The following is a 15,449-nucleotide window of genomic DNA, read 5'->3' as shown; positions in this document are numbered from 1 at the left end:
GCCTCATGCCGAGAGCATCAGCTCCATGTTCTGGACAGCCGCACCCGATGCGCCCTTGCCGAGATTGTCGAGCAGCGCGACGAGATTGATGTGTTCGCCGCCCGGCGTGCCGAAGACGAACAGCTTCATCGTGTCCTTGCCCGCCAGTTCCTCGGCATCGATGCGGGACAGCCCCTTGCTTTCGGCAAGTGGAACGACGCTGACGATGTCCTGTCCGGCATAATGGGCGGTGAGCGCGGCATGCACGGTCTCGATGGTCGCGCCGTCCTTGAGGTCGGCGGCAAACAGCGGAACCTGCACGATCATGCCCTGCGGGAAGCGCCCGACGGAGGGTGCAAACAGCGGCGCGCGGTCCAGCTGGCCGTGAATGGTCATTTCCGGCACGTGCTTGTGTGCAAGCGTCAGGCCATAGAGGAAGTTGTTGGCACTGATCGCATCGTCCCTGCTCTGATCTTCCATCTGCGCGATCATCTGCTTGCCGCCGCCGGTATATCCGGACACGGCGTTGACACTGACGGGATACCCATCGGGCAGAATGCCGGCGGCGCGCAGCGGACGCAGAAGGCCGATCGCGCCGGTCGGGTAGCAGCCCGGATTGGCGACGAAGCGGGCGGAACGAACCTTTTCGCCCTGTTCCTTGTCCATTTCGGCAAAACCGTAAGCCCAGTCCTTGTGAATACGATAGGCGGTCGAGGTGTCGATGATGCGGACATTGTTGTTGCCTGCCACCATGGTGACAGCTTCTCTGGAAGCATCATCCGGCAGGCAGAGAATCGAAATGTCGGCGTTGTTGAGCATGTCCTCGCGGATAGCGGCGTTGCGGCGCTCGGCTTCGGGAATGGACAGCAACTCGATATCGCGGCGACCAGCAAGGCGCGTGCGGATCTGCAGACCCGTTGTGCCGTGTTCGCCATCGATGAAGATCTTCGCTGTCATGTCCTTGTCCTGACTTTTCAGAGGGTTGCGAGTGTAATCGGATTCAGTTTGCTAAGCGCCCGGGCGTCGGTTCAGCCGGCCTTCGCCAGCCGTTCGGCGCGCAGGCCAAGCATATACATTGCAACGGTCGCTCCGGCAATGGCAGTGATATCAGCATGGTCGTAAGCGGGCGCGACCTCCACCACATCGGAGCCGCGAATATCGAGCTGGCCGAGTCCGCGAAGGACGGACAATATCTTGGCGCTTGTCGGCCCACCGGCCACAGGCGTACCGGTTCCGGGCGCAAAGGCTGGATCGAGGCAATCGATATCGAAGGTCAGATAAGTGGGCATGCCTGCCGTGTGCTTGATGATCAGCGAGGCGATATCGTTCGCCCGCATCTCCTCCACCTCGTAACCGTGGAGAATGCGGATGCCGAAATCCTCAGGCGCATGGGTGCGAATGCCGATCTGGATGGAACGATCGGCATCGATCAGACCATCGCGCACGGCACGGGCCACGAAGGAACCATGGTCAATGCGTTTGCCGTCGTCGAACCAGGTATCCTGATGCGCATCAAAATGCACCAGCGCCAGCGGGCCGTGCTTTGCCACATGCGCCTTCAGCAGCGGCCAGGTGATGAAATGGTCGCCGCCAAGCGTCAGCAGATAATCCGTCTTGGAGATGATCTTGCGCGCTTCCTTTTCGATTGTATCAGGCGTTTTCCAGTGATTGCCGTAGTCGAGCAGGCAGTCGCCATAATCGATGGTCGGCATATGGGCGAAAAGATCGCGGGCGAAGGGATATTGCGGGTCGTTATCGAAAATCGCGGAGGCGCGGCGGATCGCCTGCGGCCCGAAGCGTGCACCCGGCCTGTTGGATGTCGCCGCATCGAAGGGGACACCCCAGACGGCCGTCGATACGCCCTTGAGGATCTTGGTATATTTGCGCCGCATGAAGGAGAGGACGCCCGCATGGGTCGGGTCGGTCGCAGCCGATGTCAGCGTTGCTGCGGTGAAGGCATGGTCGATGGTTTTTGATGGCATTGATCACCCCATTGCGGTTTGCGCTGAGGGTGCTGTCTTCTCGCCGAAAAAACAAGGAGGATGGCAATGAAAAAAGGCGGAGCCGAAGCCCCGCCTTTTCGAAGTTTTGAACGAACGGTTCCGGGAAGCGATTAGCGCTTGGAGAACTGGAACGAACGGCGGGCCTTGGCCTTACCGTACTTCTTACGTTCGACAACGCGGCTGTCGCGGGTCAGGAAGCCACCCTTCTTCAGAACGGCGCGCAGGCCCGGTTCGAAGTAGGTGAGGGCCTTGGACAGACCGTGACGAACGGCACCGGCCTGACCGGACAGACCACCACCGGCAACGGTAGCGATGATGTCGAACTGGCCCGTGCGTGCAACGGCAACGATCGGCTGCTGAAGGATCATCTGCAGAACCGGACGTGCGAAATACGTGGTGAAATCGCGGCCGTTGATGATGATCTTGCCAGAACCCGGCTTTACCCATACGCGGGCAACGGCGTTCTTGCGCTTGCCGGTCGCGTAGGAGCGGCCGAGAGTGTCAACCTTGCGGACGTGCACGGGAGCAGAAGCTTCCGATGCAGGGGCGAGGTCTTTCAGAGAGGAAAGATCGGCCATTATCAGGCGCTCCTTACGTTCTTCTTGTTGAGCACGGCTACGTCGAGAACGACGGGCTGCTGTGCTTCGTGCGGGTGGTTCGAGCCGGCGTAAACGCGCAGGTTCTTCATCTGACGACGGCCGAGCGGGCCGCGCGGGATCATGCGCTCGACGGCCTTTTCAACGACGCGCTCCGGGAAGCGACCTTCGATGATCTGGCGAGCCGTACGCTCCTTGATGCCACCCGGGTGACCGGTGTGCCAGTAGTACTTCTTGTCGGAGTACTTGTTGCCGGTGAAGGCAATCTTTTCCGCGTTGATGACGATGACGTTGTCGCCATCATCGACGTGGGGGGTGTAGGTGGCCTTGTGCTTGCCGCGCAGGCGGGTTGCAATGATGGTGGCGAGGCGACCAACAACGAGGCCTTCGGCGTCGATGATGACCCACTTCTTCTCCACCTCAGCAGGCTTCTGAACGAAAGTAGACATGGATTTCACTTTCTAACGTGGACCCGTCATCCTCTTTAAGTAAGAGCATACGGGCGTTTCTTGTTGCTTGGTTTGGTCACCCAAAGGCGACCGCAAATGACCATATTCCCTTTGGAATCCGATCTGGCGCGCTTATACGGTGTGCTGGATGAAGCGTCAATATGACAGATTTTGCTGACTGTAAAAATAAGTCAATAAAAACAATGGTTTATTTATGTGGTATTATTTTACCCCATAGATTTGCCTGTTTCATCCCAGCCGCATGACCAGAACACCCGCTGCGATGATGCCGCCAGCGAGATAACGCCAGACGCTGGCGCGTTCTTTGAGGATGACGACGGAGATCACCAGCGCAAACAGAATTGAGGTTTCGCGCAGCGCCGCGACGACGGCGACGGGGGCCTTGGTCATGGCGTAGAGCGCCAGCCCGTAGGAGAGGATGGAGCCGCCGCCGCCGATCAGGCCGCGCCACCAGTTTCGCTGCACATGTCGCGCGACGGCGCTTACGCCACGCTGGTAAAAGGCAAAACCGAAAAGCAGCACAGGCGGCAGTAGCGACATCCACAGCGTATAGGAAATCGCGTTGCCGGAAAGCCTTGCGCCGACACCATCAACGAAGGTGTAGGATGCAATCACGAAGGCGTTGATGAGCGCGACAATGATCGCCTTTCCGCCGCCGCGCCGCGCCTCGAAGGCAAGCGTCAGGATGCCGCCGGAAATGATGGCAATCCCGGCAAGCGCGAGCGGGCTTAAAATCTCGCTGAGAAAAAGGCTGCTCGTCGCTGCGACGATCAGCGGCGCCACGCCACGCATGACGGGATAGACGAGGCCGATATCGCCGATCGTATAGGCGGCGGCGACTAGCCGGAAATAGGCAAATTGCAGAACGGCCGAGGCGATGAGAAAAGGAATGGCCACCGGCGCAGGAAACGGCAGGAAGGGCAGGAAGGGTAAAGAACAAGCTGCGGCGCCCGCCGCGATCAGCGAGGCGTCCAGCGACTTGTCGGATCCGGATTTTACCAGCGCATTCCATCCGGCATGCAATATCGCGCCCAGAAGCACCAGAATTAGAATGTCAAATGTCACGATAGAGACTCGCTCATGGGCTATTCTAGGCAACCTACAGCATCGGCTTGAAAACCGGAATCCATTTTCCGTGGTGGCTGTGGGAGACGCAAATCCTCCTGTCGTAAGCGGTTGCTTCTTTGCGGATTATGACGCGTGTCAAGTTTCGGGTTTGTGCGTGTTGCGGGATGGAGTGGGTAACTGTGCGAGAGGCGATATGCGGCCGTGCTCACGATTTCATCAGCAGGACATACGCGCCGATGCCGGATGCACAGCTTATGGTTTTGCTGTGGAACGTGTTTTTCGCAAAAATGCGACCGATTGCGGCGATTATTCCTGCTCAAAATTGCCCATATCCAGAAGATAAAACTGTATCAATCAAGCGAGCACATGCAGGCTCAAAATGAAAAGAAGTTTCAATTCATTACTGAATGGCTCGCTACAACGTTACAGTTTTACCTATAACTTGATTTACAGAATAACTTTCTGAAAATTAGATACACCTAATGCATCGGTGAACGGAATGAAAACAAACAGGAGACGAAGGGCGCATAAGATGCACGCAAATGTTGTTTCAGCAAATATTCATCGAAATGTATGCTTTTGAAAAACTGGATAAAAATACTCAGCACAACGCCGCTTAAGGTGTTTTTGTGAAATCATTTTGCGCAAACTAGGTGTACTTTCGTGACACCACGAGTCCGGCTTGTTCAATATTTTCATTCGGGCGGGGGTTCAAGAGAAGGATGAGGGTTCCTAGATCTAGGAAAGCGGCCGCAAAAAAGCGGTGCGAAAAGCTCGTCCGCGGATTTATGCGGGAGACGCAATTCTCGCTGGGCCATTGAGCGTCGAGCCGGCGCATGAGGTCCTTGAACCGCGCGATATGGCAGAGGGAAAAGTTGACATGCAGCATGATACCTATGAACCGGATTACCTCAGAAAAATTCTGACGGATGTCAGGACCATCGCCCTGCTTGGCGCCTCTCCCAATCCGGATCGGCCGAGCCACGGCGTCATGCGCTTTCTGCTGTCCAAGGGTTACCGCGTGTTTCCGGTCAATCCCGGTCAGGCGGGCAAGGAGATATTGGGGCAGAAAGTGTATGCGCGGCTTGCTGACATTCCCGAACCCGTTGATATGGTCGATGTGTTCCGGGCGCCGGAATATTTGTCGGCAATTGTCGAAGAGGCGATATTGCTGCCGCAGCGGCCATCGGTGATCTGGGGCCAGCTTTCGGTCAGAGACGACAATGCGGCGGCCAAGGCCGAGGCCTACGGCATGAACGTGGTGATGGACCGTTGCCCCGCAATTGAGTATCCGCGTCTCAATATTGTGCGATAGTTGGTACGGATTGGACTTATCATTTGGCGGCAAGGCATTATGATCCCTCCAAAATATCATTGGAGGAAACATCATGCCGAGCAGCAATCCCGGGTTCTCAACGTTGGCCGTGCACGCGGGCGCACAGCCCGATCCGACCACCGGTGCGCGCGCGACGCCGATCTACCAGACAACGGCCTATGCCTTCCGTGACGCCGATCACGCAGCCGCGCTGTTCGGATTAAAAGAGTTCGGCAATATCTACACGCGCATCATGAACCCCACCCAGGCGGTTCTGGAGGAGCGTGTCGCAGCGCTTGAAGGCGGCACGGCGGCACTTGCCGTTGCATCCGGTCACGCCGCGCAATTGCTGGTCTTCCACACATTGCTGCAACACGGCGACAATTTCGTCGCGGCACGCCAGCTTTATGGCGGCTCCATCAATCAGTTCGGCCACGCCTTCAAGGGTTTCGACTGGCAGGTGCGCTGGGCCGATGCGGCTGATCCGGCCAGTTTCGAACGGCAGATCGACGACCGCACACGCGCCATCTTCATCGAAAGCCTCGCCAACCCGGGCGGCACATTCGTGGATATCGCCGCGATTGCAGATGTCGCCCATCGTCACGGCCTGCCGCTCATCGTCGATAACACCATGGCAAGCCCCTATTTGTTGCGGCCGCTGGAACATGGCGCGGATATCGTATTGCATTCGTTGACGAAATTCCTCGGCGGCCATGGCAATTCCATGGGTGGCATCATCGTCGATGGCGGCACTTTCGACTGGTCGGCCACGGATAAATATCCGTCGCTGTCGCAGCCCCGCCCAGAATATTCCGGCGTCGTGCTGCACCAGACCTTCGGCAATTTCGCCTTCGCGATTGCCTGCCGCGTTCTTGGCTTACGCGATCTCGGCCCTGCGATCTCGCCCTTCAATGCCTTCCTCATCCTCACAGGCATAGAGACCCTGCCGCTGCGCGTTCAGCGCCACTCCGACAATGCCCTGGCCGTCGCCAAATGGCTAAAGGCGCACCCCAAGGTGGGCTGGGTGCATTATGCCGGGCTGGAGGACAGCGACAACTACGCAATCCAGCAGCATTATTCGCCAAAGGGCGCTGGTTCCGTCTTCACCTTCGGCATCAAGGGCGGTTATGCCGCCGGCAAGGCGCTGGTGGAAGGTCTGCAACTCTTCTCCCATCTTGCCAATATCGGCGATACCCGCTCTCTCGTCATCCACCCGGCTTCCACGACACATGCGCAGCTGACACCGGAACAGCAGACGGCGGCGGGTGCCGGACCGGATGTGGTGCGCCTCTCGATCGGCATCGAGGATGTCAAGGACATCATCGCCGATCTCGAACAATCGCTTGCGAAGCTCTGAGAGACCGGGGTCGTCATGACGAATTTTCTCGCATTCGAAGATACACGAACCGCTACGGCCGGTGATGTCGAGGCGGACGTGGAGCACAGTGCACCCGCACCGGAAAGGCTGATTTCCGGCGACCCCAAATTCACCACGTGGAATCTGGAGGAAGCGCCCGGTGGCATCTATGCCGGCATCTGGCAGTCGACGCCCGGCAAATGGCGGGTGGTCTATGACGAATGGGAATATTTCAACATTCTCGAGGGTCACTCGATCCTGACGGAGGATGGCGGATCCCCGCGCGACCTGAAACCGGGCGACAGGCTGGTCCTGCGGCCGGGCTTCAAGGGAACCTGGGAGGTCGTCGAAACGACCCGCAAGGATTATGTCATCCGGTTGTAGGCCGGATGATTTCTATTGGTCCATCGCCGGGATAAAGGTTGTTCCCGGCGTGGCTGTCACCAGCTGAGATCGAGCCGTTCCAGACCATGGAAGTGATAGACGTCCTTGACCTTGGGTGGCTCGGCAATCTTCAGGCCCGGCAGTCGCTTGAAAAGCAGAGGCAAGGCCAGGTTCAGCTCCAGCCTTGCCAGCGGCGCGCCAATGCAGAAATGTATGCCGGCGCCGAAGGAGACGTTGGCGCCTTCGTTTCGGTCCGGCCTGAATGCCAGGGGATCGGAAAACTTGGCCGGATCGAGATTGGCGGCCGCCAGAATGAGGCTGACCTTGTCGCCGCGTTTGAATTCCACGCCGTCGATCTCGACCGGCTCCAGAACCCAGCGCTGGAAAATATGGACGGGCGCGCAGATACGCAGCGTTTCTTCCACCGTGCGTTCCGTTGCCGTCTCGTCGTGGAAAAGGGTGTCGGGCGAGATGCCGCTTTCCAGAATGATGCGCACGGAATTGCCGATCTGGTGCACCGTCGCCTCATGCCCGGCGTTCAACAGAACGATGGTGGTCGAGATCAGCTCGTCGTCGGTCAGATACTGGCCCTTGTGCTCCGTATGGATCATGTGGCTCAGCAGATCGTCTTTCGGCTCCGCCCGGCGCTCCGCGATCACACTGCGCACATAGTCTGAAAACTCATGTGCGGCCCTGTCGGCCAGAAGCTCGTCCTCAGGCGTGCGCTTGAACATGTACATGCCGACATAGGCATGTGACCATTTCAGAAGCTGCGGCCCCATTTCCTCGGGAATGCCGATCATGCGCGCGATCATCGTGACCGGGATGATATCGGCATAGGAAGAGAGCAGTTCCGTCTCGCCGTTTCGTTCGAAGGCGTCAATCAGCCGGTTGGCGAGTTCCTCTATTTCCGGCTTCATCTTGTCGACATGCCGCGAAACGAAAGCGCGGTTGATGAGGGTGCGCAGCCGTGTGTGTTCCGGCGGCTCCAGCTCCAGAAGCGAGTGCTGCTCTGCGGCGTCGAAATGCTTCACATGCTCGAGCGGCTCTGCCAGACCGATCTCCTCGCGGCTCGCAACATGCAGGATCTGCCGTCCGAACCGGCGGTCGCGCAGGAGGGCGCTGACATGGTCGTATTCGGTGAAAAACCACTGCCGCTGCTCTTCCCAATAGAAAGTGGGACATTGGGCATGCAGGGCAGCATAGACCGGGTTCGGATCGTTGTAGAAAGCCGGATTGCGTGCATCGAGTGAAACACGACGCGTGGCGGGATCGATTTTGAGAAAGGGAAATGTCGCTGTCATGTCCATGGTTTATTCCGCGCGCCGCACTTTGGGAAGGGCGTGAAAATGCCGTTCCATGTGTTTATCCGCATGTCACTGTGCGGTTACTTTGTCACCGGTTGGCGATGGCCGCTATCCGGTTCAGCGCCGCAACCTGCCGGTTGGCATTGTTGTCCATCGGGTTTTCGTCCCGGTCCGGGGAGGGGACGACAACATTGGCTGAATTGACGTGGATCACGGTGCGGTTGCGGCCGGCCTTCTTGGCCGCGTAAAGCGCGCGGTCGGCCTCCGTCATCATCACGCTCAGGTCCGCATCCTTGATCATGGCTTCGGATATGCCGACGCTGGTCGTGACCTCGATGTTTTCGCCGCGTGCGCTGATCTTCGAAAGGCGCAGGTTGCTGCGGATGGCTTCCGCAAGCGTCACGGTGCTGGAGGGGCTTTCCACTTCGGCGACGAGCGCGAATTCTTCGCCGCCCATCCTGACGAACAGGCCGCGCTCACCGATGACCCGCTGCGCCATATTGCAAAAATGCACAAGCACCGCGTCTCCCGACTGATGGCCGTATTTGTCGTTGATCTTCTTGAAATGGTCGATGTCGAACAGCGCCAGCGCCACGTAACGGCTGGAGCCGGGCGACCTTTTTTTGATGTGTTCGAACTCTTCAAGCAGCCCTCGCCGGTTGAGGACGCCGGTCAGGTGGTCGGTCATGGCCAGCCGGTGCAGGCGGGTTTCCGTGTCTTCCATGATGATCTTGGCGCTCATCATGACGATGATGGTAAAGCCGAGAATGCCTGAAAAGGCGAGCGCTGCCGTCAGCGGAATGGCGTTGGGGGCGGCGGCGTTGACGGGAATGACGATGGACGCCACGAGCGCCCCGCAAAATGCCTGCAGGATGAAGGTGGCCGCCAGCACCTTGCGGCTGAATGACGCGCGTGCCTTGCTGGCCAGAAGAATGCCGGCCAGCATGAAATAACCGGTGGCGGCACAGATGTGATAGAGCAGGATGCGCGGGACCATGTTTTCGCGTACGGGGCCGATCAGCATGCCCGCCACCCATAACAGCGGCGGTATGGCGATCCAGCCGGCGGTCTTGCGCTGTTCGAAGGACAGGAGACCGGCGAGCCAGAAACTGAAGGCCGAAAGGGCAAGCGTATTGCCGACTTCGATCGACAGGAAGTTGGGAATATCGCCGCGCAGCGCCACCATCACCGTGCCGGCGCTCGTTGCGGCAAAACCGGCGGCGAAATAGATATTGTGCCGGCGGGCAGGGCGGTGCAGCCACAGGGTTCCCAGCAGCAGGGCAAGGGTCAGCGTTTCCGACGCCCAAAGCAGCATGCCCGTCTTTGCATCCAGCATTGCAAAATCCTATCTGCGCTATCATGCCGTAAAAGCGGTTCGCGGCACGATGTGCGCAATGCCCGCCGAATTGGTGGAGATGCCATTTCGCCTCAAAAGAGGCTCCCGCCCCCTGACGGGAAACCGGAAATTCGCGGGCGTAGTATCAGCCGCAAATACCTAACGAGTTCTTGCCAGTGAGAAGTTATATCTGGGCAACACACCGGTTTTTGCGTTTGCGGTTTGCTCCTGTTAAAAAATAATGCGGGCGACAGAGAATGGTTCGGTTGGCATCGGCTTGTCCATAGCCGTTACCCCGCGGGTGGAAAACGCCCGTAAACGCTGTTGAGCCGTTAAGGATATGCGGCTTCGTGTCTTGAAGTACCGGGCAGGGACACTCTATGTAGGGAGAACGAAGGTTAGAAGTGATTCCGGAGCGGTTTTCCGCGAAGGGCAGAGTTTGACAAAGGACGGACATGAAAAATCCAGTTGATACCGCCATGGCTCTGGTGCCGATGGTCGTAGAGCAGACCAATCGCGGCGAACGCTCCTATGACATATTTTCCCGTCTTCTCAAGGAACGCATCATTTTCCTCACCGGACCGGTGGAAGACCAGATGGCCTCGCTCGTCTGCGCGCAGCTGCTTTTCCTCGAGGCTGAAAACCCGAAGAAGGAAATCGCGCTCTACATCAATTCGCCGGGTGGCGTCGTGACCGCCGGCATGGCGATCTACGATACGATGCAGTTCATCCGCCCTGCCGTTTCGACGCTTTGCGTCGGCCAGGCCGCATCCATGGGCTCGCTGCTTCTGGCTGCTGGCGAAAAGGGAATGCGTTTCGCAACTCCGAACGCCCGCATCATGGTGCATCAGCCCTCCGGCGGCTTCCAGGGGCAGGCTTCGGATATCGAGCGTCACGCCCGCGACATCATCAAAATGAAGCGTCGCCTTAATGAAGTCTACGTGAAGCACACCGGCCGTACGCTGGAAGAGGTTGAAAAAACCCTTGATCGCGACCACTTCATGGATGCCGACGAGGCCAAGGAATGGGGTGTGATCGACAAGATCCTCACCTCGCGCCAGGAAATGGAAGGCGCCGCCGCGAATTAAGGCGCGACGCTTTTTGACGGTTGTTTAACCCCGCAAAGTAATTTCGGGGCTTTCAACCGCAACAGAAAGCGATATTAGTATATATAAAGGCTGTGTTGAATTTTTATGACGTGGCCTTTGGTTTGATGGGGAATTCGTTGCAGCCGGTTGTCAGCTCATGTATCTGATACCGGTTAGTACCCCGGGAAACGAGGCGGATACGGCGATGCACCCAAGGGCGGCCGTATCGGCGGGCGGTAAGTTGACCGCGATCCGTTTGGCGGACCTGCGGCGTGCTGGAAGGAAAGTGATATGAGCAAAGTCAGCGGCAGCAACGGCGGCGACTCTAAGAATACACTCTATTGTTCATTCTGCGGCAAGAGCCAGCACGAAGTCCGGAAACTCATTGCCGGACCGACGGTATTCATCTGCGATGAATGCGTCGAATTGTGCATGGACATCATCCGCGAGGAGAACAAGACGTCGATGGTGAAGTCGCGCGAGGGTGTTCCCACCCCGCAGGACATCATCAAGATCCTCGACGAATACGTCATCGGCCAGAAGCAGGCGAAAAAGATCCTGTCGGTGGCCGTTCACAACCATTACAAGCGCCTCGCGCACGCCTCCAAGAATGGCGATGTCGAGCTTGCGAAGTCGAACATCATGCTCGTCGGTCCGACGGGTTGCGGCAAGACCTATCTTGCCCAGACGCTCGCCCGCATCATCGACGTTCCCTTCACAATGGCAGACGCAACGACGCTGACCGAAGCCGGTTATGTCGGCGAGGACGTGGAAAACATCATCCTGAAGCTGTTGCAGGCTGCGGATTACAATGTCGAGCGCGCCCAGCGCGGCATCGTCTATATCGACGAAGTCGACAAGATTTCCCGCAAGTCGGATAACCCGTCCATCACGCGTGACGTGTCGGGCGAGGGCGTTCAGCAGGCGCTTCTGAAGATCATGGAAGGCACGGTCGCTTCCGTTCCGCCGCAGGGCGGCCGCAAGCATCCGCAGCAGGAATTCCTGCAGGTGGATACGACTAACATTCTCTTCATCTGCGGCGGCGCGTTTGCCGGCCTGGACAAGATCATCTCGGCCAGGGGCGAAAAGACCTCGATTGGCTTCGGTGCGACCGTCAAGGCGGAAGACGATCGCCGCGTTGGCGAGGTGCTGCGCGAACTGGAGCCGGAAGATCTGGTGAAATTCGGTCTTATTCCGGAATTCATCGGCCGTCTGCCGGTTCTGGCTACGCTGGAGGACCTTGACGAGGATGCGCTGATCCAGATCCTGTCCGAGCCGAAGAACGCGCTGGTCAAGCAGTACCAGCGTCTGTTCGAGATGGAAGATGTGGAACTGACCTTCCACGAGGACGCGTTGCGCGAGATTGCCCGCCGGGCGATTACCCGCAAGACGGGTGCCCGCGGTCTGCGCTCGATCATGGAAAAGATCCTTCTGGATACCATGTTCGAACTGCCGACGCTGGAAGGCGTGCGCGAAGTGGTGATCTCCAACGATGTCGTCAGCGGCATCGCTCGCCCGCTCTACATCTATGCGGATCGTCAGGAAGAAAAGGCCAATGTTTCGGCTTGATTGACCGATCCGACGCTTTGATGAATTCAAAAGGCCCGCACTCGTGCGGGCCTTTTCTGTTGTGGCAGGTGCGAAACTTGCCGCTAACTTGGAGTAACCCGATTTTGCGTTTGGAGCGGATTGCGCTTTGCTGATAAAGTCTTAAAACTGATTTGCAGCGCGATATGACGGAAATGTGAATTACCGTCGGCGACCCGGTTCCTGATCCTGTGGGATAACCGGAAATGTCGGGAGTAATAGCCGGCGCTGTATTTGTTTGAATTTTACGGCCGTGCCGTTGCGCGGGGTCGTCTCTTCCGGTGACTTGAAATCGGCGTTCCGAAACTCCACTTTCAGTCTCGAGAAATGAATATGCCGGACGCCCCAAGACGTCAGGCAAAGTGTCCTGAAAGGGACCATGAAAGGAAATGATATGACGAACATCACGTCTGCGGCATCCGGCGGTATCTATCCGGTACTTCCCCTGCGCGACATTGTCGTTTTCCCGCATATGATCGTTCCCCTGTTCGTCGGGCGGGAAAAATCCATTCGCGCTCTCGAAGAGGTCATGGGCTCGGACAAGCAGATCATGCTTGTTACCCAGATCAACGCCAGCGATGACGATCCGTCCCCGGAAGCCATCCACAAGGTCGGCACGGTCGCTAACGTTCTCCAGCTGCTGAAGCTGCCCGACGGCACCGTGAAGGTGCTTGTGGAAGGCAAGGGCCGCGCCCAGATCGAGGCCTATACCGACCGCGAGGATTTCTACGAAGCGTCTGCGACGCCGCTGCAGGAGCCTGCGGAAGACCCGGTTGAGATCGAGGCGCTGTCGCGTTCCGTCGTTTCGGAGTTCGAGAGCTATGTGAAGCTCAACAAGAAGATTTCGCCCGAGGTTGTCGGCGCTGCCGGCCAGATCGACGATTATTCGAAGCTGGCCGACACGGTTGCTTCGCACCTGTCGATCAAGATCACCGAAAAGCAGGAAATGCTGGAAACCGTCAGCGTGAAGCAGCGGCTTGAAAAAGCGCTCGGCTTCATGGAAGGCGAAATTTCCGTGCTTCAGGTCGAGAAGCGTATCCGCTCGCGCGTCAAGCGCCAGATGGAGAAGACGCAGCGCGAATATTATCTGAACGAACAGATGAAGGCGATCCAGAAGGAGCTCGGCGACGGCGAGGATGGCCGTGACGAGATGGCCGAACTGGAAGAGCGCATTGCCAAGACCAAGCTTTCCAAGGAGGCAAAGGATAAGGCCGAGGCGGAAATGAAGAAGCTTCGCCAGATGAGCCCGATGTCTGCGGAAGCGACTGTCGTGCGCAACTATCTGGACTGGCTGCTCAGCCTGCCCTGGGGCAAGAAGTCGAAGGTCAAGGTTGATCTCAACAGCGCCGAGGCGGTCCTCGATCAGGATCATTTCGGTCTGGACAAGGTCAAGGAACGCATCGTTGAATATCTGGCCGTGCAGGCTCGCGCTTCGAAGATCCGTGGCCCGATCCTGTGCCTCGTCGGTCCTCCCGGCGTCGGCAAGACTTCGCTCGCCAAGTCGATCGCCAAGGCGACCGGCCGCGAATATGTGCGTATGGCGCTGGGTGGTGTGCGTGATGAGGCGGAAATCCGCGGTCACCGCCGTACCTATATCGGCTCAATGCCGGGCAAGATCGTTCAGTCGATGAAGAAGGCCAAGAAGTCCAATCCGCTCTTCCTGCTCGACGAGATCGACAAGATGGGCATGGATTTCCGTGGCGATCCGTCGTCAGCACTGCTGGAGGTGCTCGATCCGGAACAGAACTCCACCTTCATGGACCACTATCTTGAAGTGGAATACGACCTGTCCGACGTGATGTTCGTGACCACGGCCAACACGCTGAACATTCCAGGTCCCCTGATGGACCGTATGGAAGTGATCCGCATCGCCGGTTACACGGAGGACGAAAAGCGTGAAATCGCCAAGCGTCACCTGCTGCCGAAGGCGATCAAGGAACACGCCCTGCGTCCGGAAGAGTTCTCGGTAAGCGACGACGCTCTGATGATCGTGATCCAGCAGTACACCCGCGAGGCGGGCGTGCGCAGCTTCGAGCGCGAGTTGATGAAGCTTGCGCGAAAGGCCGTGACCGAGATCATCAAGGGCAAGGTCAAGTCCGTGGAAGTCACCGCAGCCAATGTCCCGGATTATCTGGGCGTTCCGCGGTTCCGCCACGGCGAGGCCGAGCGTGAGGATCAGGTTGGTGTCGTCACCGGTCTGGCATGGACGGAAGTCGGCGGTGAGTTGCTCACCATCGAAGGCGTGATGATGCCGGGCAAGGGCCGCATGACGGTCACCGGCAACCTCAAGGAAGTGATGAAGGAATCCATTTCGGCAGCGGCATCTTATGTCCGCTCGCGCGCCGTGGACTTCGGCATCGAACCGCCGCGTTTCGACAAGAGCGACATCCACGTTCACGTTCCGGAAGGGGCTACCCCGAAGGACGGACCGTCTGCCGGTGTTGCCATGGCAACCGCCATTGTCTCCATCATGACCGGTATCCCGGTCTCCAAGGATGTGGCGATGACGGGCGAGATCACACTTCGTGGTCGCGTGCTGCCGATCGGCGGCCTGAAGGAAAAGCTGCTTGCGGCGCTTCGCGGCGGCATTAAGAAGGTGCTCATCCCGGAAGAAAACGCCAAGGACCTGGCGGATATTCCTGATAATGTGAAGAACGAGATGGAGATCATCCCGGTTTCTCGCATGGGTGAGGTCATCAAGCACGCGCTGCTTCGCATGCCCGAGCCAATCGAGTGGGACGGCAGCATCGAAACGCCTGTTATCGCAACTGTCGACGGGGTCGACGAGGGCGGACAGACGATCGCACATTGATTGCCACGTCGTTGTGAAAGCCAGAATCGGTTTTCGCGACACCTGTGCGTAGATTCAATGTGTTAGATGCCGAAAGGCGCGATGCTTCTTTGATGCTCGCAGAACTGGTGCGAAATTGGCACGTTTAAGGGAAAGGCCGGCAGAAAT

At 58.1% G+C, this 15,449-nt stretch carries 14 protein-coding genes; 7 read left to right on the top strand and 7 right to left on the bottom strand.

What is annotated here, in order from left to right:
* Positions 1-3 precede the first annotated feature (3 nt).
* The 5 genes from argC to J5276_RS08505 form a co-directional block, all read right to left on the bottom strand.
* Positions 4-936: an N-acetyl-gamma-glutamyl-phosphate reductase gene (argC, locus tag J5276_RS08525; protein WP_019565461.1), complete on the bottom strand. Its 933-nt coding sequence runs from the start codon at positions 934-936 to the stop codon at positions 4-6.
* Between the two features lie 71 nt (positions 937-1,007).
* Complete coding sequence (gene speB / locus J5276_RS08520; protein ID WP_111799011.1) at positions 1,008-1,961, bottom strand: agmatinase; 954 nt, start codon at positions 1,959-1,961, stop codon at positions 1,008-1,010.
* Positions 1,962-2,092: 131 nt separating this feature from the next.
* Positions 2,093-2,560 (bottom strand): 30S ribosomal protein S9, encoded by a 468-nt coding sequence (gene rpsI, locus J5276_RS08515; RefSeq protein WP_003512631.1) that lies wholly within the window; start codon positions 2,558-2,560, stop codon positions 2,093-2,095.
* A gap of 2 nt (positions 2,561-2,562) precedes the next feature.
* Positions 2,563-3,027 carry a 50S ribosomal protein L13 gene (gene rplM, locus J5276_RS08510; protein ID WP_038490710.1) on the bottom strand — a complete coding sequence of 155 codons (465 nt, stop codon included), beginning with the start codon at positions 3,025-3,027 and terminating at the stop codon, positions 2,563-2,565.
* A gap of 249 nt (positions 3,028-3,276) precedes the next feature.
* Entirely contained in the window at positions 3,277-4,113 is an 837-nt protein-coding gene (locus J5276_RS08505; protein WP_112154938.1) for an EamA family transporter, read from the bottom strand.
* 239 nt (positions 4,114-4,352) lie between these two features.
* On the opposite strand from J5276_RS08505, the gene J5276_RS08500 reads away from it, so the two are divergent.
* The 4 genes from J5276_RS08500 (at position 4,353) to J5276_RS08485 (ending at position 7,172) form a co-directional block, all read left to right on the top strand.
* Complete coding sequence (locus J5276_RS08500) at positions 4,353-4,499, top strand: hypothetical protein (protein WP_162163069.1); 147 nt, start codon at positions 4,353-4,355, stop codon at positions 4,497-4,499.
* A gap of 497 nt (positions 4,500-4,996) precedes the next feature.
* Entirely contained in the window at positions 4,997-5,431 is a 435-nt protein-coding gene (locus J5276_RS08495; protein ID WP_025593243.1) for a CoA-binding protein, read from the top strand.
* A gap of 73 nt (positions 5,432-5,504) precedes the next feature.
* Complete coding sequence (locus tag J5276_RS08490; RefSeq protein WP_035198148.1) at positions 5,505-6,788, top strand: O-acetylhomoserine aminocarboxypropyltransferase; 1,284 nt, start codon at positions 5,505-5,507, stop codon at positions 6,786-6,788.
* A gap of 15 nt (positions 6,789-6,803) precedes the next feature.
* Complete coding sequence (locus J5276_RS08485) at positions 6,804-7,172, top strand: cupin domain-containing protein (RefSeq protein ID WP_112154936.1); 369 nt, start codon at positions 6,804-6,806, stop codon at positions 7,170-7,172.
* A gap of 56 nt (positions 7,173-7,228) precedes the next feature.
* On the opposite strand, the gene J5276_RS08480 is transcribed toward J5276_RS08485, so the two are convergent.
* Both J5276_RS08480 and J5276_RS08475 read right to left on the bottom strand, forming a co-directional pair.
* Positions 7,229-8,482 (bottom strand): cytochrome P450, encoded by a 1,254-nt coding sequence (locus J5276_RS08480; RefSeq protein ID WP_162632847.1) that lies wholly within the window; start codon positions 8,480-8,482, stop codon positions 7,229-7,231.
* 85 nt (positions 8,483-8,567) lie between these two features.
* Positions 8,568-9,815 (bottom strand): diguanylate cyclase, encoded by a 1,248-nt coding sequence (locus J5276_RS08475; protein WP_111789281.1) that lies wholly within the window; start codon positions 9,813-9,815, stop codon positions 8,568-8,570.
* 455 nt (positions 9,816-10,270) lie between these two features.
* Between J5276_RS08475 and clpP the strand changes: the two genes are divergently transcribed.
* The 3 genes from clpP to lon all read left to right on the top strand — a co-directional run bounded on the left by clpP (position 10,271) and on the right by lon (position 15,302).
* On the top strand, positions 10,271-10,903 hold the full coding sequence (gene clpP, locus J5276_RS08470) for an ATP-dependent Clp endopeptidase proteolytic subunit ClpP (protein ID WP_111789280.1): 633 nt from the start codon (positions 10,271-10,273) through the stop codon (positions 10,901-10,903).
* 291 nt (positions 10,904-11,194) lie between these two features.
* Positions 11,195-12,472 carry an ATP-dependent Clp protease ATP-binding subunit ClpX gene (gene clpX / locus J5276_RS08465; RefSeq protein WP_003512644.1) on the top strand — a complete coding sequence of 426 codons (1,278 nt, stop codon included), beginning with the start codon at positions 11,195-11,197 and terminating at the stop codon, positions 12,470-12,472.
* A gap of 412 nt (positions 12,473-12,884) precedes the next feature.
* Positions 12,885-15,302 (top strand): endopeptidase La, encoded by a 2,418-nt coding sequence (gene lon, locus J5276_RS08460; protein WP_003512645.1) that lies wholly within the window; start codon positions 12,885-12,887, stop codon positions 15,300-15,302.
* Positions 15,303-15,449 lie beyond the last annotated feature (147 nt).

Origin of the sequence: Agrobacterium sp. S7/73 (assembly GCF_019355535.1) — a bacterium.
GTDB lineage: Bacteria > Pseudomonadota > Alphaproteobacteria > Rhizobiales > Rhizobiaceae > Agrobacterium > Agrobacterium tumefaciens.
Note: the sequence above shows the minus strand (reverse complement) of the source record. Positions and strands in the feature narration are given on the sequence as shown.